Genomic DNA, 23,799 nt, shown 5'->3' on the forward strand with positions numbered 1-23,799 from the left:
CGAGCACGGCTCGACTCTACAAAAGCCAGGCGCGCAACAAAAAACCCCGGCATTGGCCGGGGTTTTTCGTTGCGAAAGGCCTGACCGGTTCGATCAGAAGTTCATGTCGAAGGCGACTTCGCCCTGCACGCCGACCTGGTAGGCCGAGACGCGGCGTTCGAAGAAGTTGGTCAGTTCCTGCACGTCCTGCAGTTCCATGAACGGCAGCGGGTTGCGCACGTTGTACTTCTTTTCCATGCCCAGTTTGGCGAAGTGCTGATCGGCACAATGCTGCAGGTACTGGCGCATGTCACGGGTCGAGATGCCGGCCACGCCGCCGGACAGCACGTCCTCGGCGAACTGCACTTCGCATTCGATGGCTTCGGCCAACATGTCGTAGACCTGCTGCTTCATCTCGTCGTCGAACAGGTCCGGCTCTTCCTCACGCACCACGCGCACCGACTCGAAGGCGAACTCCATGTGCGCGCTTTCGTCGCGGAACACCCAGTTGGTGCCCGAAGCCAGGCCCGGCAGCAGGCCGCGCGAACGGAAGTAGTACACGTAGGCGAACGCAGCGAAGAAGAACAGGCCTTCGATGCAGGCGGCGAAGCAGATCTGGTTGAGCAGGAACTGGCGACGCTGTTCGCGGGTCTCGATGCGGGTCAGGTCCTGGATCGAGTCGATCCACTTGAAGCAGAAATCGGCCTTCTTCTTGATCGAGTCGATGTTCTCCACCGCCGAGAACGCCTTGGCGCGCTCTTCCGGATCCGGCAGGTAGTTGTCGAGCAGGGTCAGGTAGAACTGCACGTGCAGTGCTTCTTCATACAGCTGGCGCGACAGGTACATGCGCGCTTCCGGCGCATTCAAGTGCTGGTACAGGTTCAGCACCAGGTTGTTGGACACGATCGAATCGCCGGTGGCGAAGAACGCGACCAGGCGGTGGATCAGGTGGCGCTCACCCGGCGACATCTTGCTGTGCAGGTCGGTGATGTCGATCTGGAAATTGATCTCTTCCACCGTCCAGGTGTTCTTGATCGCATTCCGGTACATGTCATAGAACTGCGGGTAGCGCATCGGGCGCAGGGTCAGTTCAAAACCGGGATCGAGCAGCATCTGCTTGGGCTTGTCGGCCATGGGTGTTTCCTTGAATTCTCGGGTCAAAACGCCGGGCATGGCCCGGCGCTACCTTGGTGTTTCCGTGCTGCAGCCGAGCATGGCTCGGCTCTACAGGTGCGAGGTGTTCGAGTGCCGACCAACGGTCGGCACCCACCGCGCGGCGTGTTACTGGCAGGCCTCGCAGGCTTCCGGGTTTTCCAGCGAGCAGGCGATGGCTTCGTCCGGGCTGAACACCTTGGCCGGTGCGGCGGCACTCACCGTCGTCTTGGCGATCTTGGTGGCCGGGCGCGAACGCAGGTAGTAGGTGGTCTTGATGCCCTGCTTCCAGGCGTACATGTACATGGAGGACATCGCGCCGATGTTCGGGCTTTCCATGAACAGGTTGAGCGAGGCCGACTGGTCGATGAAGGCGCCACGCTCGGCGGCCATGTCGATCAGCGAACGCATCGGCAGTTCCCACGCGGTGCGGTAGACCTCGCGCAGCGTTTCCGGGATCTGCGCCACGCCGGCGATCGAGCCTTCGGCCAGCTTGATGGCATCGCGCATTTCCGGCGTCCACAGGCCCAGCTTCTTCAGCTCGTTGACCAGGTAACGGTTGACCTGCAGGAAGTCACCGGACAGGGTCTCGCGCTTGAACAGGTTGGACACCTGCGGCTCGACGCACTCGTAGCAACCGGCGATCGAGGCGATGGTCGCGGTCGGCGCGATCGCGATCATCAGCGAGTTGCGCAGGCCGTGTTCCTTGATGCGCTCACGCAGGGCATCCCAGCGCGCAGTGTCTTCCGGCACCACGTTCCAGGCGTCGAACTGCAGTTCGCCACTGGCGGCACGGGTGTCGTTGAACGACGGGTGCTTGCCGCGTTCCTGGGCCAGCTCGCAGGAGGTTTCCAGCGCGTGGAAGTAGATCGCTTCGGCGATCTTCTTCGACAGCGCGCGGGCTTCGGCGCTGTCGAACGGCAGGCGCTTGCGGAAGAACACATCCTGCAGGCCCATGCAGCCCAGGCCGACCGGACGCCAGCGCAGGTTGGCGCGGCGGGCGGTTTCGATCGGGTAGAAGTTCAGGTCGATGACGCGGTCGAGCTGGCGCACGGCCAGGCGCACGGTCTCGGCCAGCTTCTCGAAGTCGAACTCGTTGTGCTCGTCGAAGTGGTTGCCCAAGTTGATCGAACCCAGGTTGCACACTGCGGTTTCATCGTTGGAAGTGACTTCCAGGATCTCCGTGCACAGGTTGGACAGGTGGATCACGTTGCCTGGACGCAGGGTCTGGTTGCTGGCGCGGTTGCACTTGTCCTTGAAGGTCATCCAGCCGTTGCCGGTCTCGGCCAGCGTACGCATCATGCGGGCGTACAGCTTGCGCGCGGGGATGGTGCGGCTGGCCTTGCCCTGGGCTTCGGCCTGCAGGTAGGCAGCCTCGAAGGCTTCGCCAAACAGGTCGGTGAACTCCGGCACGACGCGTGGATCGAACAGCGACCATTCCTGGTCGGCCTCGACGCGCTTCATGAACAGGTCCGGCACCCAGTTGGCCAGGTTCAGGTTGTGCGCACGGCGGGCTTCGTCACCGGTGTTGTCACGCAGTTCGAGGAAGTCCTCGATGTCGGCGTGCCAGGTTTCCAGGTACACGCAGGCTGCGCCCTTGCGCTTGCCGCCCTGGTTCACCGCGGCCACGGACGAATCCATGGTCTTCAGCCACGGCACGATGCCGTTGGAGTGGCCGTTGGTCGACTTGATCAGCGAGCCACGCGAACGCACGCGGGTGTAGCTGACGCCGATGCCGCCGGAGAACTTCGACAGCTGGGCGATGTCGCCGTACTTGGCATAGATCGACTCCAGCGAGTCCTGCGGCGAGTCCAGCAGGAAGCACGAGGACAGCTGCTCGTGGGTGGTGCCGGAGTTGAACAGGGTCGGGCTGGACGGCAGGTAGTCCAGGTTGCCCATGCGCTTGTACAGCGCCAGGGTCTCGGACACGTCCTCGCTCAGCGCGCTGGCGATGCGCAGGAAGAACTGCTGCGGGGTCTCGATTACCTTGCGGGTGTGCGGATGGCGCAGCAGGTAACGGTCGTACAGGGTACGCAGGCCGAAGTAATCGAAGTTCAGATCCAGCGAGATGTCGATGGCGTCGTTGAGCTTGCGTGCATTGGTCTGCACGAAGTTCAGCAGGCGGTCGTTGATCAGGCCGACTTCATGGCCACGGCTGACCGACTGCGAGAAGGCGTAGATTTCCTGGCCCGAGACTTCCTTGGCGATGTAGTTGGCCAGCAGGCGCGCAGCCAGGCGGCCGTATTCGGGCTCTTCACCGATCAGCAGGGCGGCGGTGCGGATGGACAGTTCGTCCAGCTCGCGGGTGGTGGCGCCGTTGTACAGGCCGGAAATGGTGCGGGTGGCCACGCGCATCGGGTCAACGGCGTGCAGGCCTTCGGAGGAACGCTGCACCGCGCGCACGATCTTGTTCAGGTCCACCAGCTCGGTGGTCCCGTTGCGCTTGGTCACACTCATCGCGTTGGCCGTCGGCGGCGACGTCAACAGGAATTCGCTTTCCTTCTCGATGGTGGCGCTGGATTCGGTGCTCACGGCGTATGTCCTCTTGGCGTGATTGGGGGTGCTCGATGCATCGGGGTGACGCAGCCCGGGACATGACGGCCCAGGATGGCAGGACGGCGTCGCAGGGGATGAGACCCTGCGCCTGCCACTGCCGTTGACGATCGCCAATGGAGACTGCGGCCAACCCCCAGCCGTGGGGTTGCGGCGACCGACGGCCACAAGATAGTGGGGGTAATGGGGTCCGTCAACGCCAAATGTAGTGAAATTCGGCAATCCCTTGCGCCGCAAGGATCGTGCCATCGGCGCCCTGATCAGACGCTTCAGACCTGCCGGAACGGGCTGCGCAGTCAAGCCCGAAAGGCGTCACTGCGGTGGCACAACGCACCGCGGAAACGGAACAATGACAGCTTCACATGACAGTGATGAAACTGGCTAGGGACAACCCTGTGGATAGGTGGTGGGCATCCGGTGGACGTCGGGATCACCCGCCAGGCAGCGACGCGAGGCCGCATGTGTCGGCCGGGCCGGAGGAGTGGCCGCAGGGAAACGCCGTTGCGCCCTCCCCCCCGATCATTGCCGGCCAGCGGCCGGCACTACCGGAATTCCGGGGTGGTCGTGCCGGCCATTGGCCGGCAACGCACGCCCTCAGGCCCCCTCACGCCCGGTGCGGGGTGCCCAGGTACTCGGCGCTCTGCATCTCGATCAGGCGCGAGGCGGTGCGCTCGAACGCGCCCTGCAGGCGCTGGCCGGTGTACAGCTCGACCGGCGAGGTGCCGGCGGTGCAGACCAGGTTGACGTGGCGGTCGTACAACTCGTCGATCAGGTTGACGAAGCGGCGCGCGGCATCCTCGTTCAGGCGATCGAAGGCGGGAATGCCGCCCAGCAGCACCGTGTTGAACTCGTGCGCGATCTCGATGTAGTCCGAGGGCCCGCGCGGGCCCTCGCACAGCGCGGCGAAATCGAACCAGGCGATACTCTTGCCGCGGCCGCGGACCGGAATCTTGCGGCCCTCGATCTCGATGTTGCCGGGCTTGGCCGGTTGGCCGCCGCTCAGTTCGCTCCAGCGCGTGGCCAGCCAGTCGTCGCTGTCGGCGGCCAACGGTGCGCGGTACACCGGCGAGCGGGTCAGCGCGCGCATCCGGTAGTCCTCGGTGCCTTCTGCGTACAGCTCCACGCAGAAGCGCTGCAGCAGGCCGATGGCCGGCAGGAAGCTCTCACGCTGCAGGCCGTTGAGGTACAGGTTCTCCACTGCGGTGTTGGAGGTGGTGACCAGGGTCACGCCCTCGGCGAACAGGCGCTCCAGCAGCCGCGCCAGCAGCATCGCATCGCCGATGTCGGTGACGAAGAACTCGTCCAGCACCAGCACTCGCAGGTTGCTGCGCCATTCCTGGGCGATCTTCGCCAGCGGGTCGCTCTGGCCCTGGTGCTCGCGCAGGCGCTCATGGACGCTGCGCATGAAGCGGTGGAAATGCGTGCGGTACTTCTGCTTGATCGGCAGCCCGTCGTAGAACAGGTCGACCAGGAAGGTCTTGCCGCGGCCGACGCCGCCCCAGAAGTACAGGCCCTTCACCGGCTCGGGCTTCTTCCAGAACGCGGACAGGCGGTCCAGCCAACCGTCCTCGGCACTGTCCAGCAGGCCCAGGTGGATGCGGTCCAGCTCGGCCAGCGCTGCATGCTGGGCCGGGTCGTCCTGCCAGTCACCACGGGCGACCCCTTCCGCGTACCGCTGCGACGGGGTCAGCTCGGTTGCACTCATGCCGCCGCGCCCAGCCAGTGCTTCACGCCGTGGGTCAGCGCGCCGCGCAGGTCGATCAGCTTGCGGTGGAAGAAGTGGCTGGTCTCGGGCATGCGCACCAGCTCATGCGGGAACTCCAGCGTGTCCAGCCACTGGTAGACAGCCTGCGGGTCGACGATCTCGTCCTGCTCGCCCTGGATCACCAGCCAGCGCGCCGGCGGTACGATGCCATCGAAGTCCCAGCGGCCGGCCGGTGGCGCGATCGAGATCAGCGCCTCCGGCTGCAGCGCGGCAGCGGCCTTCAGCGAAACGAACGAACCGAAGCTGAAACCGGCCAGCCACAGCCGGTCGTGCGGGCGCTGGCTGCGCACCCAGGCGGCGACCGCCTTCAGGTCATCCTGCTCGCCCACGCCGCCATCGAAGGTACCGGCCGAAGCGCCGACGCTGCGGAAGTTGAAGCGCACCGTGGCGATGCCCAGCTCGCGCAGGGTGGTGGCGGTCATGGTGACCACCTTGTTGTGCAGGGTACCGCCTTCGGTGGACAGCGGATGGCAGACGATGGCCACGATCGGCTGCACCGGCGCGTCGGCCTTGGGCAGGTCGACGACCACTTCCAGCGGGCCGGCCGGGCCATCCAGTTGGAGACAGGCGGTTTCGCCGGGGGCGACGGGGAACGAGGGCTTGTGCATGGCACCATGATACCGTCCCCCGCCCCTGCCCTGTGCCCGCCCCATGCTCTACCTGTCTTTGGCCGTGATCTGCAGCGTGCTGGTTTCGGTGGTGTTGAAGGTGGCTGGACGCCGCCAGCTGGATGTCGCGCAGATGGTCACCTGGAACTATCTGGTGGCGGCAACGCTCACCGCCGCGGTGCTGCAGCCGCCGCTGGATGCGCTGCGCGCGCCACATGCCCCGTGGCTGTCCTTGCTGGCGCTGGCGGTGGTGCTGCCCTCGATCTTCCTGGTGCTGGGCCGCGCGGTGGCGGTGGCCGGCATCGTGCGCAGCGATGTGGCACAGCGCCTGTCGCTGCTGCTGTCACTGGCTGCCGCCTTCCTGTTCTTCGGCCAGACCGCGACGCCGTGGAAACTTGCCGGGCTCGGCCTGGGCCTGCTGGCGATGGTGGCGATCAGCCTGCGCCCGCGTGGCCCGGCGGTGGCGTCCTCGCCCGGCGGCTGGGGCTGGCTGCTGGGGGTATGGGCCGGGTTTGCGGTGGTGGACGTGCTGCTCAAGCAGGTGGCGCTGTCGGGCACGCCGTCGATGGCGGCGGTGCTGGCCAGCTTCAGCGTAGCCTTCGTGCTGATGCTGGCCCTGCAGCTGTGGCGGCATGCGCGTGGCCGCAGCCGGCTGGCCTGGCGAAACCTGGGCGCAGGCGCGCTGCTGGGCCTGCTCAATGGCGGCAACATCCTGTTCTATGTGCATGCGCACCAGTCGATGCCGGACAACCCGGCCACCGTGTTCGCAGGCATGAACATCGGCGTGGTGGTGCTGGGTGCACTGGTGGGCGTGTTTGCCTTCGGCGAGGCCACCACGAAGTGGAACCGTGCCGGTTTGGCGCTGGCGGTGCTGGCGATCGGCTTGATCGCCTGGGGGTGAGCATTGGTCGCGGCGTGCCATTTCCGCGCCCGCGGAGGGATGTCACTTTTCTTTTCGCGCGAAAAGAAAAGTGACCAAAAGAAACGCGCCGCCAGCCGCGAGCCGGTGCTGTGCACCGGTACCCTGCGATGCTCGGCTCGCTTGAAGGCGGAATGGAAGATAAAAAGCAACAGCAGGATCCGTGCCGATCAAGGTCGCTCCCAGAGCAGATCCCCGGCGAACCCTATCTGTCGAAGCCCAGCAGCAGCGGGTCGTGGTCGGAGCTGCGCCACGGGCCCTGCACGTTGCGGCCCTGGTAACCGCTGGCGTCCTGCTCATCGGCGTTGCTGTGCCATTCGGCGGCGCCGCGCAGGCGCCTGGCCATGCCCGGGCTCAGCAGCGCGTGGTCGAGGCGGCCGGTGTAGCCGTTGTAGACGTAGCTGTAGGGATGCTCGGCCTTGGCGACCTTGAACGCGTCCTGCCAGCCCAGGTCGTGCAGGGTGCGGATCGGATCTTCCATCGCGTAGGCATTGAAATCGCCGAGCAGTACCGCGTCCTTTGTACCGGTACCGGTCGGATCCGTCTGCAGCCAGGCATGCAGCTGCTGCGCCGAGGCCACGCGGGTGGCGTTCCAGCAGCCCTGGTTGTCGTTGCGATCGGCGTCGGCGCCGCTTGCGTCGCGGCAGCCCTTCGACTTGAAGTGATTGGCCACCACAACGAACGGCGCGCCCTGCTTGCCCTGGAAGGCCTGCGCCAGCGGCACGCGGCTGTGCTCGACGAACGGGCCGCCGGTCAACGTGGCCGGCGTGCCGACCGGCTGCAGGCGTGAGCTGCGGTAGATGATGCCGACCCGGATCGGGTTGTCGCCGGGGCCGTTGCCGGCATCGACGAAGCGCCAGTCGCCCTGCGCACCGCGGTCACGGTTGAGCGCATCGACCAGTTCGGCGATGGCCGACTGCGGGCCGTAGCCGTCGTTCTCCAGCTCCATCAGCGCGGCGACGTCGGCGCCCAGCGCGTTGACCGTGGCGACCAGCTTGGCCACCTGCGCCTTGTGCTCGTCCAGCGTGCGGGCGCCGCGCAGGGTCGGGAAGCCGCCGCCCTGGCCGTCACCGTTGAAGAAGTTCTCCAGGTTGAAGGCCGCCACGTGCAGGCTGCCCGGCACCGTCGGCACTGCCGGGCGCTTGAGTTCCGGCAGTTTCAGCACACCTTCGACCTGCAGGCGCGGATGGCCCTGCGCGTCCATGCGCACGATGCCCTGCACGTCACGCAGCTGCATGCCGGTGCGCAGCACCGGGCTGCCCGGCAGGTACGCCACGCTGGCGGGGTCTCGGGCATCACGGCCATCTTCCAGCACCAGGCGGCGGCGCTGGTTGTCGGCCATCACCTGCTCATAGCCGGCAGTACCCGGCGCGGCCACTTCGGTCGGCTGCCAGAGGCGACCATCGAAGGCTACGGTGAGCTGGCCGAAGCGCTCCAGGCCGTCGGTACCGGCCAGGGTCAGCGGTGCGGCGATGCGCACCCGCTGGCCATCCAGCGCGCGCCAGTCGGCCGGCGCGGCGGTCAGCACCACGGTGGCGCTGCTGCGCGCGGCGGAGGGTGGCGCGACCGGTGCGGCCTGCGGCTGGGCCTGGGCAAAGGCGCCGGCCGGCAGCAGCAGGGACAGGGCAAGGGCGAGGGAACGGCGGCGCATCAACGGGCGACTCCATGGAAGAGGCGCACAGACTAACCCTGAAATGCGAAACGCCGCCTGCGCAGCGGGGGCATATGAGCGATCAGGCCTCGGTGGGCAAAGCCGGGGGATCGTAGAGCCGAGCCCATGCTCGGCTGCACCTGGCCACACCGCGCGCAGAGCAGCCGAGCGCGGGCTCGGCTCTACAGGAAGCGGCGCGTTGCGGCGGCTATTTCAGGTTGCCCAGCATCCAGTCCACGGTGGCGTGGATCTGCTCCTCGGTCAGGGCCGGGTTGCCGCCCTTGGGCGGCATGATGCCGCCGTCGGGGCCGGTATAGCCCTCGATGGCATGCTTGTAGAGCGTGTCCTTGCCCTGCGCGATGCGCTTGTCCCAGTGCGAATGGTCCAGCGTCGGTGCCATGCCCACGCCGGTGGTGTGGCAGGCGGTGCACAGGTTGTCGAAGATCACCTTGCCATCCTTGGTGCCGCCGTAGGCCACCTGCGACGCGGCCTTGGCCAGCGCGGCGGCCTTGGCGGCAGCCTGCGCGGCGGCGCCGGTGCTGCCGGCATAGACTGCACCGGTGGGCGAGATGCGCTGTTCGGTGCGTTTGGCCGCGGTCGGCGACACCTCGGGCGGAATCCGGGTGTGGATGTAGGCGGCAAGGAGAATGAGGCCGAGGGTGATGGTCGCCAGCAGCGCGATCACCATGGAGAAGCGTTTCAGGAACTCCAGATCGTAATTCCGCACTCTTCGTTACCCCTGGCTGATAGTCGTTGGACCACGGCTGAGCGACTGCGTGATGGGCCGAGTATAGAACGCACTTTGCGTGCGACAACAGGCGTCACTGCTGATGCGGCGCAGCATGCCCACCCGGTAGTGCCGGCCGCTGGCCGGCATCACCCTCCTGCCAGATGGATCGTGCAGAAGCCGGCCAGCGGCCGGCGCTACCGGATTGCCGGGGCGCCGATCGCGCGCAGGCAGAAGCTGCAGATCGCATCCACCAGCGCGTCTTCGTCGCGGTGCGCTTCGCGGCTGGGTGCGGTCGGGCCGACCATCGCTTCGGTGAAGGCACCGACCAGGCACGCGGCGGCCACATGCGCGTCCTGCACCGGCAGCTCGCCGGCCGCTACGCCCTCCTCCACCAGCCGCAGGAACACGTCGCCGAAGGCGCGACGGCCGCGCATGCGCTCGGCTTCCACGTCCGGGTCGACCGGTTCAACGATGAAGGCGTGCGCCAGCCCCGGCCCGGCCAGGGCACGGCGGACGAAGGCGGTGATCGCCAGCCGCAGCCGCTCGCTGGCCGCCTCCGGGCCACTGGCGATGCGCTCCATGATCGCGACCTCGTGGGCGACGGCGGCATTGAGGACTTCCACGAACAGCTCTGCCTTGGACGGGAAGTGGCGATAGATCAGGCCGGTGGACACCCCGGCCTGGGTCGCCACGGCCGTCACCGGGGCATTGCGCCAGCCGCCAGTGGCGACCAGCTCGCGGGTGGCCAGCAGGATCCGTTCACGGGCGCCCGCCAGGCGTTCTTCCATCAATGCAGAGCGTTTATAAGCCATGTTCTGATTCTAGTTTCAATTTTTGAATTCGTATTCACTTCTTACCCGAACCCCGCTACGCTGGGGCCATCGCCCGTGTGGGTGGCGGTCCTGCAGACCGCCCCCCACTCCCCCGCCGGGTGCGTCCATTCCTGCCATCCCGCCGTGGAGCCACCACAATGCACGTGCCATCCCTGAACTTCGATCTTGGCGAAGACATCGACCTGCTGCGCCAGAGCGTGGCCCATTTTGCCGCCGCCGAGGTCGCTCCGCTGGCCGCCGAGGCCGATGCCAGCAACCAGTTCCCGCTGGCCCTGTGGCCGAAGCTGGGCGAACAGGGGCTGCTGGGCCTCACCGTGGAAGAAGCATACGGTGGCACCGGCATGGGCTACCTGGCCCATGTGGTGGCGATGGAAGAGATCTCGCGCGCTTCCGGCGGCATCGGCCTGTCCTATGGCGCGCACTCCAACCTGTGCGTGAACCAGCTGCGCAAGAACGGCAACGAGGAACAGAAGCAGCGCTTCCTGCCCGACCTGTGCAGCGGCGCCAGGGTGGGCGCGCTGGCGATGAGCGAACCGGGCGCCGGTTCGGACGTGGTGTCGATGAAGCTGCGCGCGGACAAGCGCGGCGACCGCTACGTGCTCAACGGCAACAAGATGTGGATCACCAACGGCCCGGATGCCGACGTGCTGGTGGTCTACGCCAAGACCGACATGGAGGCCGGCGCCAAGGGCATCACCGCGTTCCTGGTCGAGAAGGGCATGAAGGGCTTTTCCACCGCGCAGAAGCTGGACAAGCTGGGCATGCGTTCTTCGCCCACCTGCGAGCTGGTGTTCCAGGATTGCGAGATTCCTGAAGAGAACGTGCTGGGCCAGGTTGGCGGTGGCGTGCGCGTGCTGATGTCCGGCCTGGACTACGAGCGCGTGGTGCTGTCCGGTGGCCCGCTGGGCCTGATGGCCGCGGCCATGGACGTGGTGATGCCGTATGTGCACGAGCGCCACCAGTTCGGCGAGCCGATCGGCAGCTTCCAGCTGATCCAGGCCAAGATCGCCGACATGTACGTGGGCCTGGGTGCCTGCCGCGCGTATGTCTATGCCGTGGCACGCGCCTGCGACCAGGGCCGCACCACCCGCCAGGACGCCGCCGGTGCCATCCTGTACGCCGCCGAGAAGGCCACCTGGCTGACTGGCCAGGCGATCCAGATCCTGGGCGGCAACGGCTACATCAACGAATACCCGACCGGCCGCTTGTGGCGCGATGCCAAGCTGTATGAGATCGGCGCCGGCACGTCCGAGATCCGCCGCATGCTGATCGGCCGCGAACTGTTCCAGCGCACCCTGTAAGGCCACTGCGATGACCGTATTGAGCACCCAGCTGCAACCGGGCAGCGAAACGTTTGAAAGCAACCGCGCGGCCATGCAGGCCGTGGTCGACGACCTGCATGCCACCCTCGCCCGCACCGCGCTGGGTGGCAGCGAAGCCGCACGCGCCAAGCACACCGCGCGCGGCAAGCTGCTGGTGCGCGACCGCATCGACGCCCTGCTCGACCCGGGCAGCGCGTTCCTGGAAATCGCGCCGCTGGCCGCGCACGGCATGTACGAAGACACCGTGCCGGCCGCTGGCGTAGTGGCCGGCATCGGCCGCGTCAGTGGCGTGGAATGCGTGATCGTGGCCAACGATGCCACGGTCAAGGGCGGCACCTACTACCCGATGACGGTGAAGAAGCACCTGCGCGCGCAGGAGATCGCCGAGCAGAACCACCTGCCGTGCATCTACCTGGTCGATTCCGGTGGCGCGTTCCTGCCGCTGCAGGACGAAGTCTTTCCCGACCGCGACCATTTCGGCCGCATCTTCTACAACCAGGCCAACCTGTCGGCACAGGGCATTCCGCAGATCGCCTGCGTGATGGGCAGCTGCACCGCTGGTGGTGCCTATGTGCCAGCGATGAGCGACGAGACGGTGATCGTGCGCGAGCAGGGCACGATCTTCCTCGGCGGCCCGCCGCTGGTGAAGGCGGCCACCGGCGAAGTGGTGACGGCCGAGGAACTGGGTGGTGCCGATGTGCACACGCGCATCTCCGGCGTGGCTGACCACATGGCCGACAACGACCTGCAGGCACTGGCACGGGTGCGCGCGATCATCGCCCAGCTCAACTGGCGCAAGCCGGAACCGGCCATGGCGGTGCAGGCGCCCGAGGAACCGCTGCTGCCGGCACACGAACTGTACGGGGTGATCCCGGCCGATACGCGCAAGCCCTACGACGTACGCGAAGTGATCGCGCGGCTGGTCGATGGCTCACGCTTCGACGAATTCAAGCCGCGCTACGGCGCAACGCTGGTCACCGGCTTCGCCCATCTGAACGGCTACCCGATCGGCATCATCGCCAACAACGGCATCCTGTTCTCCGAGTCGGCACTGAAGGGCGCGCACTTCATCGAGCTGTGCACCCAGCGCAACATCCCGCTGGTGTTCCTGCAGAACATCACCGGCTTCATGGTCGGTCGAAAGTACGAACAGGGTGGTATCGCCAAGGACGGGGCCAAGCTGGTGATGGCGGTGGCCTGCGCCAGGGTACCCAAGTTCACCGTGGTGATCGGTGGCTCGTTCGGTGCCGGCAACTACGGCATGTGCGGCCGTGCATACTCGCCGAACTTCCTGTGGATGTGGCCGAACGCGCGCATCGGCGTGATGGGTGGCGAACAGGCCGCCAGCGTGCTGGCCACGGTCAAGCGCGATGGCATCGAGGCCAAGGGCGGCCAGTGGCCGGCAGCGGAGGAAGACGCGTTCAAGGCACCGATCCGCGATCAGTTCGAGCAGCAGGGCCACCCGTACTACGCCAGCGCACGCCTGTGGGACGACGGCGTGATCGATCCGGCCGACACCCGCCGGGTGCTGGCGCTGGCGCTGTCGGCCAGCCTCAACGCCGCCCCGCAGCAGACGCGCTTCGGCGTGTTCCGCATGTAACCCGTGCCATGACCGAGCCTGTTGCCATGTTCACCAAAGTCCTGATCGCCAACCGCGGCGAAATCGCCTGCCGCGTCATCGCCACCTGCCGCCGCCTCGGCATCGCCACCGTGGCGGTGTATTCCGATGCCGACCGCAACGCACGCCACGTACGCCTGGCCGACGAGGCCATCCACATCGGCCCGGCCGCCGCGCGTGAGAGCTACCTGCGCGGCGACGCCCTGCTCGACGCCGCACGCCTGACCGGCGCGCAGGCGATCCACCCCGGTTACGGCTTCCTGTCCGAGAATGCCGACTTCGCCGATGCCTGCGCCGCCGCCGGCGTCACCTTCATCGGGCCGCCGGCCAGCGCGATCCGCGCGATGGGTGACAAGAGCGCGGCCAAGGCGTTGATGGCCAAGGCCGGTGTGCCACTGACGCCGGGCTACCACGGCGACCAGCAGGAGCCGACGTTCCTGCGCGCGCAGGCCGATGCCATCGGCTACCCGGTACTGATCAAGGCCAGCGCCGGTGGCGGTGGCAAGGGCATGCGCAAGGTCGAACGCAGCGAGGACTTCGTCGATGCACTGGCCAGCTGCCAGCGCGAGGCCGCCTCGGCATTCGGCAACGACCATGTGCTGGTCGAGAAGTACGTCGAGCGCCCGCGCCATATCGAGATCCAGGTGTTCGGCGACAGCCACGGTGATGCGGTCTACCTGTTCGAGCGCGATTGCTCGGTGCAGCGCCGCCACCAGAAGGTGCTGGAAGAAGCGCCCGCCCCGGGCATGAGCCCCGAACGTCGTGCGGCGATGGGCAAGGCCGCGGTCGATGCCGCGCGCGCGGTGGGCTACGTCGGCGCCGGAACGGTGGAGTTCATCGCCGGCCCGGACGGCGATTTCTACTTCATGGAGATGAACACCCGCCTGCAGGTCGAGCACCCGGTGACCGAGTACATCACCGGCACCGACCTGGTGGAGTGGCAGCTGCGCGTAGCCTCGGGCCAGCCACTGCCGCTGCGCCAGGAGCAGCTGGCGATCCACGGCCACGCCATCGAGGCGCGGCTGTATGCCGAAGACGCCGACCGTGGTTTCCTGCCGTCCACCGGCCTCCTGCGCCGCCTGCGCCTGCCGGCGCCGTCGACTCATGTGCGCGTGGATACCGGTGTCGAGGAAGGCGACAGCATCACGCCGTACTACGATCCCATGATTGCCAAGCTGATCGTCTGGGACGTGGGCCGCGACGCCGCACTGCGCCGCATGAGCCAGGCCCTGGCCGACTGCCAGGTGGTGGGCGTGACCACCAATGCCGGTTTCCTGCGCCGCCTGGTGAACACCGATTCGTTTACCCACGCCAAGCTGGATACCGCGCTGATCGAGCGCGAGCAGGCCGCATTGGGCCAGGTGGGTGACAGCGATGATGCGCTGTGGCTGCTGGCGGCGGTGGCCGCCGTGGCCACTACTGCAGGTGCAGCCAGCGACGCGCGCGACCCGCATTCGCCGTGGCAGGCGCAGGACGGCTGGCGCCTTGGCGCGCCCGCGCCGCGCGTGCTGCCGCTGCAGCAGGGCGAATGCCGGCACACGCTGAAGGTGTGGGCGCAGGCCGATGGCTGGCGCGTGCAGTGCGATGACGCAGCACCCGTGCAGGTGATCGGCACCGCCGATGTGCGGGGGCTGGCGGTGCAGCTGGGCGGGCGCCGCTGGACACTGCAGCTGCTGCGCGACGGTGACCAGCTGTACCTGTTCGGCACCGACGGCCAGCACCGTTTCACCCTGCATGATCCGGTGAGCGAATCGGACCACGCCGTGGCCGATGCCGGCAGCCTGCTGGCACCGATGCCCGGGAAGATCGTGGCCACGCTGGTCGCCGCCGGTACCGAGGTCAAGCGCGGCACGCCGCTGGTGGTGTTGGAAGCGATGAAGATGGAGCACACCCTGCAGGCGCCGGCCGACGGCACGGTGAAGGGCTACCGCGCCAAGGCCGGTGACCAGGTCAACGACGGCGCGGTGCTGGTGGACTTCGAAGCGGCGTGAACGCCGGGGCGACGGTCGCTCAGCGGTCGTCGCCCGCCGTCACCCGACCAGCGGGATCGAATTCGGCCGTGTCCAGTGTGGCACTGCGCCAGCCCAGGCCGCAGATGGCCATCGCGCTCTGGCCGATGCCATCGAAGCCGAAGGCACGATCGACATCGGCATCGTTGATGGCTGCGGTGACGAAGGCGGCCAGGCCGCGCTCGGTCGCGCACAGGTACAGCAGCTGCGAGATGTGACCGACATCCAGCGTCACCGCACGGTGCGCCTTGGCGTGGTTGCGGTACTTCCAGAAGCAGCGGTCATAGCGCGGCGCCAGCACCAGCAGCGCCGGCGCATCGGCGAACCACGCCTGTCCGGACAGCATCCGCCGCGCCAGCGCCGGCAGTGCCTGCGACGGTGGCGAGGGCAGCGGCAGCACGGCGTGCTGCACCGGGTGGTAGTGATACAGGCCCGGTGCCAGTCCTTCCACGTTCTGCACCAGCAGGAAGCCTTCGGTGGGATGCAGGCCGCCACCGGAAGGCACGTTCTTCTTCAGGAACTCGGTATCGCGCTCGACCTTCTGCACCGCGTGCGCCATCAGCGTGCGCTGCAGCACCTGGGCCAGCAACGGCAGCGGCAACGCGCGCTGCGGGTCGAAATTGCGGCAGGTGGTGCGGCGCGCCAGCAGTGCGTCGAACGCGGCCTCTTCGCTGCGCGGCAGCGGCTGGTAGTCGCCCTGCATGGGCTGCACCACCGGCGGTGGCGGCCCGAGGCGCTGGCGCAGGCCGGCAGCGGTGTCCAACCCCTGCCGGCGCATGTCCTCCACGCTGTCCACGGCCTGCCAGCGTGCATGGCGATGGGCCAGTGCAGCCAGCGGCCACCACTGGCTGCGCCGCAGCGCCTCGTCGCGCAGCTGGTGCCCCACCTCGCTCGGCGGGTCGGTCAGCAGCAGGCCCTGCTCGACCAGGCGGGCCAGCATCGCCGGGGAGGCATCGGCGGGCGGTTCGCTCCAGCGGTGCGCGCTGAGCTCGCCCAGCAGCTGGCGCTCCTCGGCGTCCACCGGCAGCGGCTGGTCCAGATGCGCGGCCAGCGCCACCCAGCTGATCTGGCTGTCCATCTCGGCGTGGCCGGCCAGCATCGCGCGCAGGTCCAGGGTGACCGCCTCGCGGGGCTCGAACATCAGGCTGGCGCAGCGGCGCAGGCGCATCGGTTTCCTTCCTTCTGCCGCACAACCGGCATAGCAGCAACGACCGCGGCGCGGCCAACTTTAGCGATGTGCACAGCGCGGCCCTCAATGGCAGGCTGTCGCGGCCGATACGAGAAACTCCACTTACGGACGATCCCCATGAGCACCCATCCCCGCCTTTCCGCCGCAGACGCCAGCCTCCTGCTGGACCACCTGATCGGCAGCGACGACTTCCGCAGCCACTTCACCGCGTCGCCGGCCAAGGCCCTGGCCTCGATCGGGCTGGACGGTGCCGTTGGCGAGAACGACTGCATGAAGATCGGCACCCTGGCCTCGGTCGAAGAGCTGAGCCAGGTGCGTGACGGGCTGCAGGCCCACCTGTCCGGGTCGGTGGCGGCCATGACCGTGGTGTTCTGCTTCGAAGCCGGCAAGGTCGGCGAGCGCATCGACGGTTGACCCGCCATCAGGGCGCGCCGGCCGTGGCCGGCGATGCCCACATGGACACGTCATGCACGTTCAGTGGTTGCCAGACCTGCATGGCGGTGACCTCGGCAATGGCCTGGCCGCGATGCTGGGACAGCCAGGCCTGCTCGCGGCGTACCGCGGCTTCATTGCCCTGTGCGCGCAGCGCGAGCAGCAGCACGACGTGTGCCTGCACCGGCTCGCTGCCATCGAGCATCGGCTCGATCAGCGCGCGGGCTGCATCGGGCCGCTGCATCTGCAGTTCGTCCATGGCGCTGACGATGCGCAGCCAGCGGTCCGCGACCGGACTGCGCAGGCTGCGCAGCAGGGGCCGCTGCTCGTCCAGCCAGCGCCTGGCCAGTTCGAACTGGCCCTGCCGCTGCGCCAGGTGGACCAGTGCCAGCCATTGCAGGCCACGGGCATGCAGCATGGGATCATCACGCTCCTGCAGCATCGGCTGCAGCAGCGCCGCAATGGCCTGCAGCCCGGCACGGTCAGCGCTCGGGCACAGCGCCGCCACGCTGGCGTGCTGCAGGCGCTGCTGCACCTGCAGGTCGATCAGCGTCGGCGCCGCTGCATCTTCGCGTATCGCCTGCTGCATGGCCGCGCAATCGCGCTGCGCAGCAGCCAGCAACAACTGCGCACGCAGCTTCATCCGCTGCTGCAGGGCATCGCTGGCATGGATCTGCGGTAACAGCTTCGCTGCCTTGGCGTACTGCCCCTGGGCCACCAGCACATCCACACCGGTCTCATCGGCGTCATCACGGCCGCGCAGGACCTGCGCCTGGGCCAGTGTTTCGGCAGCGAGCTGCGGTTGGTTGGCAGCGATCTGTATCCGCACCAGATGGACCAGCGGATACAGCCGCAGCGGATCCTGCGGTACTGCGGCCGCACGCGCATAGGGTTCGGCCTCGCTGAACTGGTTGGCCTGCAGCAGGTACCAGGAGGTGTTGGACAGCCCCGCGAACGAATCCGGATAGACCTTGGCCAGCGTGCGCCATTGCTCCAGCGCCCAGCCACCCGGCTCCAGCTCGGCCATCCAGGCCTTCAGATACAGCCGCTCGCGTGGCGGCAGCCGATCCTGCAGGTCCAGCGCATGCTGCATGGCTTCGCGTGCACGCCGCCCTTCTTCGACGCGCGCATGCAGTTTGGCCACGCCCATGTAGGCCAGGGCGAAACCGGGATCGATATCGATCGCCGCCTGGTACAGGTTGCGCGCCTCCTCGAAGCGCCGCTGGCCCAGTGCACTTTCCGCCAGTGCGAATGCACGCAGTGCGCGCAGATCCTGGGTCGATGCCCGCGGCAGCGGCAACGACTGTTCCAGGCTCGCCACCGATTCGCCCAGTCCGCGACGCAGGCGCCCGACCACGTCGTCCACCGCGAACACCATCTGGTCGGATCGATCCACGGTGGCGGTGAACGTCTGGATCACCTGGCCGCTGCCGGGTGCGGCGACATCGATGGCCAGCTCGTAGCCACCGATCTTCTGCCGCACCGTCGGCAGCAGCACGGCGCGCGCGCCTTCCCGCACCGCCACGTTGGCCGCGGTATCGCGGCTGAGCCGGGTATCGCCCGAGAGCCGCGCCATTTCCAGGCTTTCGCGGATCTTGCCCTCCGACAGCACGTTCACGTAGCGCGATTGCTCCAGCGCGATCCGGATCGCGTGCCGCATCGAGTCGTCGAAGATCGGGTCGCCGGTGAGGTTGTCGACATCACCGAGCACCACCCAGTCGCGCTCGGCGAACGCGATCGCCGGTTCCGGCCGCAGCAGCAGCCAGCCGCCCAGCACCGCCACCGCCAGCACCAGGCCTTCGGCGGCCAGCACCAGCGGCTGCCGCCACAACGGCAGGTCGCGGCGGGCCTTGGCATTGGCACGCGGCATGCGCAGCGGTGCGGAGCCGATCTCGCCCACTTCGATCACTTCCTGTACCACCGGCACGCCCTTGAAGCGCCAGCGCCCGTGCGACTTCCACAACAGGCGCGTGCCGCGCTCGCCCAACGCATCGGTGGCACGGCGGGTCAGCGATTCGGCTACCGCCGACAACAGGATCTGGCCGGGCCGGGCCAGCATCATCAGGCGCGCCGCCATCGGCTTGGCCAGGCCTTCCACTTCCATCGACTTGGCGCCGGCGCGGACTGCCTCGGCACTGTTTTCCCAGGTCAGCACGTCGCCCACATGCAGGCCAGCACGCGCGCGCAGTTCAATCGCACGCTGCTGGCCCAGCGCATGCAGTTCACGCTGGTAGTCCAGGGCGAAGCCCAGGGCATCGATGGCGCGCTCGAACAGCATGAACAGGCCGTCCGAACGATCGATCAGCTGGCCATTCCAGCGGTGCTGCAGCACCAGCACCAGGCGGTCGTGTTCCTGGAACAGGCTCGCCGCCGCCACGTCGCCGATCCGCTCGACCAGCTGCAGCGAATCACACAGATCAGTGAACAGCAGGGCGCGTAGCTGTGGGCTATGCGGGGCTGACGTTCCGTTGTCGCCATTCATCGCCTGCATCTCCCTATTGGCCGTCCGGATCATCCACCCAGCGCAGGCAGTTGCCGCCATCACGCTTGGCCCGGTACAGCGCCCGATCGGCGCTGGCATACCACTCACTCCAGCCCGCGTCGGCATCCAGCAGGCTGGCTCCGATGCTGACCAGGCTTACATGCGGCGTGCCGTGACTGCGCTCGAGCAGGCCGTGCACCGCGCTGAGGATGAACTCGGCAGCGTGCTGCACGATCTCGCGGTTGCCACGGCGCAGCATCAGGCAGAACTCATCGCCGCCAAGCCGGCAGGCCAGATCCTGCTCGCCAGCCATCGAGCGCAGGATGTTGCCCATGCTCTGCAGCACGCGGTCGCCGGCCTGGTGGCCGTGGCGGTCGTTGATCTGCTTGAAGCGGTCGCAGTCGATCAGCAGCAGCGCCTGTGGCGGCCCCTCGGCACGCTCGCGGCACTCCTGCAGGTACAGGGTGAGGCCACGGCGGTTGTGCAGGCCGGTCAGTTCATCGGTACGCACCAGCTCGCGGGTGTGGGTCAGCTGGTGGGTAGTGATGTAGAGGTTGTCCAGCGCGGTTTCCAGATCGTGGTTGCGCCGGCGCAGCTGGCTGATCAAGGCCTGTTCGTTGGCCAGCACGCGCATGATCGTGCGGCGCAGGAAATAGGCCACCAGGCCCGGATTGGATTCGACCAGCCGGTGGAAATCAGCCGGCCCCAGTTCCAGCACATCGCAGTCGACCAGCGCGCGCGCGCTCGCGCTGCGCAGGTGGTCGCCGACCAGCAGGCCCAGTTCTCCGAAGAACTCATGCTGCCCGAGTGTCTTGATCACCAGGTCCTCGCCGAAGTCCAGTTCGATCTGGCCTTCGAGGATCACATACATGCGCTCGCCGCGGTGACCACGCTGGAACAGCCACTGTCCGGCACGGAGCTTGCATGCGCGGGCGAATCTGGCAAACAATGCCACCTCGGCATCTGACAACAGCGCGTGCACGATCTCGGCCATCGCCACCCGGGCGATACCTGTCGTCACATCACTGTTCTCGGCCGCACCCCTGCCGGTCATTCCCTGCACCCGCCGCCAGCGTCCCCTGGTGAGCCGCGGAGCATAGCACCGCTTTAAAGTGTGCGCCCTATCTCATTTTGACCGCTCTGCCGATCTTGATTGATGTGAAGATCGGTGGTGGCCCGTTCTGGTCACGGGCGCCCGGGCAAAACCCCTGCTGGATCAATTCGATGCCGGGTTTCACAGGGTTTCGGCCAAGTTGCCGGAACCCGGGGTGCGCCTGATTGACGCTGCCCGCTGGCTGCCCCTTGCATCGATACAACAACGCCGGCAGGTCCCCCGACCGGCCGGCGTTGCCTGGCCCTTCCCTGGCCACCCTGATCGGATTTCCAGGGCCCGGTAGAGCCGGCCGCTGGCCGGCTGCCACGCAGCGCCCGGAGCATCCCGTGATTGCCGGCCAGCGGCCGGCACTACCGGATCACGCCGCGCACCGGATCACGCCGCGCGTTCGCTGCGCCCGCCGTGGAACTGCTCTTCCTCGGTCGAGCCGGTCAGCGCGGTGGTCGACGACTGGCCCTGCTGGATCGCCTGGGTCACCGCATCGAAATAGCCGGTACCGACCTCACGCTGGTGCTTGACCGCAGTGAAACCGCGCTCGGCCGCTTCGAACTCGGCTTCCTGCAGTTCCACGAACGCACTCATCTGGCGGCGTGCGTAGCCGTGGGCCAGATTGAACATGCCGTAGTTCAACGCATGGAACCCTGCCAGGGTGATGAACTGGAACTTGTAGCCGTAGCTGCCCAGTTCGCGCTGGAACTTGGCAATGGTGGCGTCGTCCAGGTTCTTCTTCCAGTTGAAGCTGGGCGAGCAGTTGTAGGCCAGCAGCTTGCCGGGGAACTTCGCATGGATCGCCTCGGCGAATTTCCGTGCAAATTCCAGGTCCGGCTTGCCGGTCTCGCACCACACCAGGTCGGCGTAGGGCGCATAGGCCAGGCCGCGGCTGATCGCCTGGTCCAGGCCGTTGCGGGTCTTGTAGAAGCCTTCGACGGTACGCTCACCGGTGGTGAACGGCTTGTCGTTGCCGTCGATGTCACTGGTCAGCAGATCCGCAGCTTCGGCATCGGTGCGCGCGACCAGCAGGGTCGGCACGCCCATCACGTCGGCGGCCAGGCGTGCGGCGTTGAGCTTCTCGATCGCCTCGCGGGTCGGCACCAGCACCTTGCCGCCCATGTGCCCGCACTTCTTCACCGAGGCCAGCTGGTCCTCGAAGTGCACGCCGGCGGCGCCGGCCTCGATCATCGCCTTCATCAGTTCAAAGGCGTTGAGTACGCCGCCGAAGCCGGCCTCAGCATCGGCCACGATCGGCTGCAGGAAGTCGATGTCATCCTTGCCTTCGGCGTGGTGCAGCTGGTCGGCGCGCAGCAGCGTGTTGTTGATGCGCTTGACCACCGCCGGCACCGAATCTGCCGGGTACAGCGACTGGTCCGGATACATCTGGCCGGCCAGGTTGGCGTCGGCCGCCACCTGCCAACCGGACAGGTAGATCGCCTTCAGGCCGGCCTTGACCTGCTGCATGGCCTGGTTGCCGGTCAGTGCACCCAGCGCGTTGACGAACTCGCGCTCGTGCAGCGACGCCCACAGCTTCTCCGCACCCAGGCGGGCCAGCGAATGCTCGATGTGGACGGTGCCGCGCAGGCGCACCACGTCGGCGGCGCTGTAGTTGCGCTGGATGCCTTCCCAACGCGGGTTGGTATCCCAGTCGTGCTGGATCTGTTCGGCAGTGGGCAGCTTGCTCATGTCTTTCTCCAGTTCGGTTCGTGCGTGCAGCGGGGAGGGAAACGGCGGTAGACGCGGGCGGCAGTCAATCGATGCGCGCGTAGGCCGGCAGGGTCAGGAAATCGGTCAGTTCTTCGCTGCGGCTCAGTTCGCCGAGCAGGGCGATGGCCTCGCTGATGCGCGCGCCACCGGGCAGCGCGGCGGTATCGCCCAGCCGTGCCGGCAGCTGCGACAGGGTGGAATCCAGCAGGGCCAGGTCGATCGCGGTGCCATCGTCCAGCTGCTGGCCCGGCGTATGCAGCCACTGCCACAACTGGCTGCGGCTGATCTCGGCGGTGGCCGCGTCCTCCATCAGGTGATGGATCGGCACACAGCCGTTGCCATCCAGCCACGCCGCCAGGTAACGCACGCAGACTTCCACGTTGCCTTCGAAGCCGGCGCGGGTGATGGTGCCCGGCGGCCGCGCGATCAGTTCTTCGCGGCCGACGCGCACGTCCTGGCGCAGCACGCTGTGCTGGTTCGCACCGGGCATGTGCTCGTCGAAGATCGCCATCGCCACCAGAATCAGCGCCGGATGCGCGACCCAGGTGCCGTCGTGGCCGGCGCTGACTTCGCGCAGCTTGTCGGCGCGCACGCGGGCCATGGCCTGTTCGTTGGCGGCGGCATCGTTGTTGATCGGAATCTGCGCGGCCATGCCGCCCATCGCATGCGCACCGCGGCGGTGGCAGGTCTGGATCAGCAGTTCCGAATACGCCTTCAGGAACGGCTGGGTCATGGTCACCTGGCCGCGTTCGGGCAGCACGCGGTCGGCGTGGCGGCGGAAGGTCTTCAGGTACGAGAAGATGTAGTCCCAGCGCCCGCAGTTCAGGCCGACGATGCGGTCACGCAGTGCGTGCAGGATCTCGTCCATCTCGAACACCGCCGGCAGCGTTTCGATCAGCACGGTCACCTTGATCTGGCCGTGCGGCAAGCCGAGCATCCCTTCGATGTGCGACAGCGCGGTTTCCCACAGCGCCGCCTCTTCCATGCTCTGCAGCTTGGGCAGGTAGAAGTACGGGCCACGATCCTTGGCCTGCAGGGAGCGGGCGTTGTGGAAGGCGAACACCGCTGCGTCGAACAGGCCGCCGGCGAGGAACTGGCCGTCGACGCGTACGTGCTTCTCTTCCAGGTGCCAGCCACGCGGACGCACGATCAGCACCGCCTGTTCGTCGTACGGGCGCAGCGTGTAGTGCTTGCCATTTGGGGCGGTGTATTCCAGATCGCCGCGCACCGCCGCAGCCAGCGACTGCTGCCCGGCCAGCAGGTTGCGCCAGGTCGGCGAGGTCGAATCCTCGAAGTCGGCCATGAACACCTTGGCGCCGGAGTTCAGCGCGTTGATGACCATCTTCGGGTCGGTCGGGCCGGTGATCTCGACGCGGCGGTCCTGCAGCGCGGCCGGCAGCGGCGCAACGCGCCAGTCGCCGCTGCGGATCGCAGTGGTGTCTTCACGGAAGTCCGGCAGGCCGCCCTGGTCGAAGAACGCCTGGCGTTCACGGCGGGCCTGCAGCCTCGCCTGCCGGCCCGGTTCCACCGCGCGGTGCAGCGACACCAGCAGGGCCAGCAGCGGCGCCGGCAGCACGGTGTCCTGGCCGGCCACGCGGGTCGCCAGGGCGATGCCGGGGGTGGCCTTGGTGGCGGGGGGGGGAAAGGCGGAAGCGACGGCGGACATGGGGCGACTCCAGCGGGGGGGGAACGTCTCCACGGTGCCGCCCTGGCCTCAGTATTTGGCAAAACAGTTTTTGCAATGT

At 67.5% G+C, this 23,799-nt stretch carries 17 protein-coding genes; 5 read left to right on the top strand and 12 right to left on the bottom strand.

From position 1 onward, the window contains the following. Positions 1-93: 93 nt before the first annotated feature. The 4 genes from A7X97_RS19495 to A7X97_RS19510 form a co-directional block, all read right to left on the bottom strand. Positions 94-1,113: a ribonucleotide-diphosphate reductase subunit beta gene (locus A7X97_RS19495; RefSeq protein ID WP_005420683.1), complete on the bottom strand. Its 1,020-nt coding sequence runs from the start codon at positions 1,111-1,113 to the stop codon at positions 94-96. Between the two features lie 147 nt (positions 1,114-1,260). Beyond that, complete coding sequence (locus A7X97_RS19500; RefSeq protein WP_088496978.1) at positions 1,261-3,663, bottom strand: ribonucleoside-diphosphate reductase subunit alpha; 2,403 nt, start codon at positions 3,661-3,663, stop codon at positions 1,261-1,263. Positions 3,664-4,288: 625 nt separating this feature from the next. Then, a complete protein-coding gene (gene zapE / locus A7X97_RS19505; protein WP_088496853.1) occupies positions 4,289-5,389 on the bottom strand; it encodes a cell division protein ZapE in 1,101 nt (366 codons plus the stop codon). Beyond that, positions 5,386-6,057: an alpha/beta hydrolase gene (locus tag A7X97_RS19510; RefSeq protein ID WP_088496854.1), complete on the bottom strand. Its 672-nt coding sequence runs from the start codon at positions 6,055-6,057 to the stop codon at positions 5,386-5,388. The genes zapE and A7X97_RS19510 overlap by 4 nt, the downstream gene beginning before the upstream one ends. Positions 6,058-6,100: 43 nt before the next feature. Here A7X97_RS19510 and A7X97_RS19515 point away from each other — a divergent pair, with 43 nt between their 5' ends. Then, positions 6,101-6,958, top strand: a complete 858-nt coding sequence (locus A7X97_RS19515) for an EamA family transporter (RefSeq protein ID WP_088496132.1) — start codon at positions 6,101-6,103, stop codon at positions 6,956-6,958. A 223-nt stretch (positions 6,959-7,181) separates the two neighbouring features. Here A7X97_RS19515 and A7X97_RS19520 read toward each other — a convergent pair whose 3' ends face one another. From A7X97_RS19520 to A7X97_RS19530, 3 genes are all read right to left on the bottom strand, one after another. Beyond that, positions 7,182-8,627 (bottom strand): ExeM/NucH family extracellular endonuclease, encoded by a 1,446-nt coding sequence (locus A7X97_RS19520; RefSeq protein WP_088496131.1) that lies wholly within the window; start codon positions 8,625-8,627, stop codon positions 7,182-7,184. Positions 8,628-8,835: 208 nt separating this feature from the next. Further along, a complete protein-coding gene (locus A7X97_RS19525) occupies positions 8,836-9,354 on the bottom strand; it encodes a c-type cytochrome (protein ID WP_005407662.1) in 519 nt (172 codons plus the stop codon). Positions 9,355-9,551: 197 nt separating this feature from the next. Further along, positions 9,552-10,169, bottom strand: a complete 618-nt coding sequence (locus A7X97_RS19530; RefSeq protein WP_005420712.1) for a TetR/AcrR family transcriptional regulator — start codon at positions 10,167-10,169, stop codon at positions 9,552-9,554. Positions 10,170-10,327: 158 nt separating this feature from the next. On the opposite strand from A7X97_RS19530, the gene A7X97_RS19535 reads away from it, so the two are divergent. Genes A7X97_RS19535 through A7X97_RS19545 form a run of 3 tightly spaced genes read left to right on the top strand, consistent with a single transcriptional unit; the run spans position 10,328 to position 15,121 of the window. After that, positions 10,328-11,491, top strand: coding sequence for an isovaleryl-CoA dehydrogenase (locus A7X97_RS19535; protein WP_072167315.1), 1,164 nt, complete (start codon positions 10,328-10,330; stop codon positions 11,489-11,491). A 10-nt stretch (positions 11,492-11,501) separates the two neighbouring features. Beyond that, the gene (locus A7X97_RS19540) at positions 11,502-13,112 is read left to right on the top strand and encodes a carboxyl transferase domain-containing protein (protein ID WP_065196009.1); all 1,611 of its coding nucleotides are present in this window, start codon (positions 11,502-11,504) and stop codon (positions 13,110-13,112) included. Positions 13,113-13,138: 26 nt separating this feature from the next. After that, entirely contained in the window at positions 13,139-15,121 is a 1,983-nt protein-coding gene (locus A7X97_RS19545; RefSeq protein WP_088496133.1) for an acetyl-CoA carboxylase biotin carboxylase subunit, read from the top strand. A 19-nt stretch (positions 15,122-15,140) separates the two neighbouring features. Here the strand turns inward: A7X97_RS19545 and A7X97_RS19550 are convergent, their stop codons facing one another. Continuing rightward, positions 15,141-16,307, bottom strand: a complete 1,167-nt coding sequence (locus A7X97_RS19550) for a putative peptide maturation dehydrogenase (RefSeq protein WP_065178401.1) — start codon at positions 16,305-16,307, stop codon at positions 15,141-15,143. A gap of 138 nt (positions 16,308-16,445) precedes the next feature. Here A7X97_RS19550 and A7X97_RS19555 point away from each other — a divergent pair, with 138 nt between their 5' ends. Beyond that, positions 16,446-16,742 carry an NHLP-related RiPP peptide gene (locus A7X97_RS19555; RefSeq protein ID WP_072167317.1) on the top strand — a complete coding sequence of 99 codons (297 nt, stop codon included), beginning with the start codon at positions 16,446-16,448 and terminating at the stop codon, positions 16,740-16,742. A gap of 7 nt (positions 16,743-16,749) precedes the next feature. Here A7X97_RS19555 and A7X97_RS19560 read toward each other — a convergent pair whose 3' ends face one another. From A7X97_RS19560 to aceB, 4 genes are all read right to left on the bottom strand, one after another. Continuing rightward, positions 16,750-19,242 (bottom strand): putative peptide modification system cyclase, encoded by a 2,493-nt coding sequence (locus A7X97_RS19560; RefSeq protein ID WP_242015892.1) that lies wholly within the window; start codon positions 19,240-19,242, stop codon positions 16,750-16,752. Positions 19,243-19,255: 13 nt separating this feature from the next. Then, positions 19,256-20,296 carry a GGDEF domain-containing protein gene (locus A7X97_RS19565; protein ID WP_061480263.1) on the bottom strand — a complete coding sequence of 347 codons (1,041 nt, stop codon included), beginning with the start codon at positions 20,294-20,296 and terminating at the stop codon, positions 19,256-19,258. Positions 20,297-20,731: 435 nt separating this feature from the next. Continuing rightward, positions 20,732-22,033: an isocitrate lyase gene (gene aceA, locus A7X97_RS19570; RefSeq protein ID WP_061480262.1), complete on the bottom strand. Its 1,302-nt coding sequence runs from the start codon at positions 22,031-22,033 to the stop codon at positions 20,732-20,734. A gap of 64 nt (positions 22,034-22,097) precedes the next feature. After that, positions 22,098-23,720: a malate synthase A gene (aceB, locus tag A7X97_RS19575; protein ID WP_111008343.1), complete on the bottom strand. Its 1,623-nt coding sequence runs from the start codon at positions 23,718-23,720 to the stop codon at positions 22,098-22,100. Positions 23,721-23,799: the final 79 nt, after the last annotated feature.

The organism is Stenotrophomonas sepilia, assembly GCF_003244875.1.
In the GTDB taxonomy this organism is placed as follows: Bacteria; Pseudomonadota; Gammaproteobacteria; order Xanthomonadales; family Xanthomonadaceae; genus Stenotrophomonas; species Stenotrophomonas sepilia.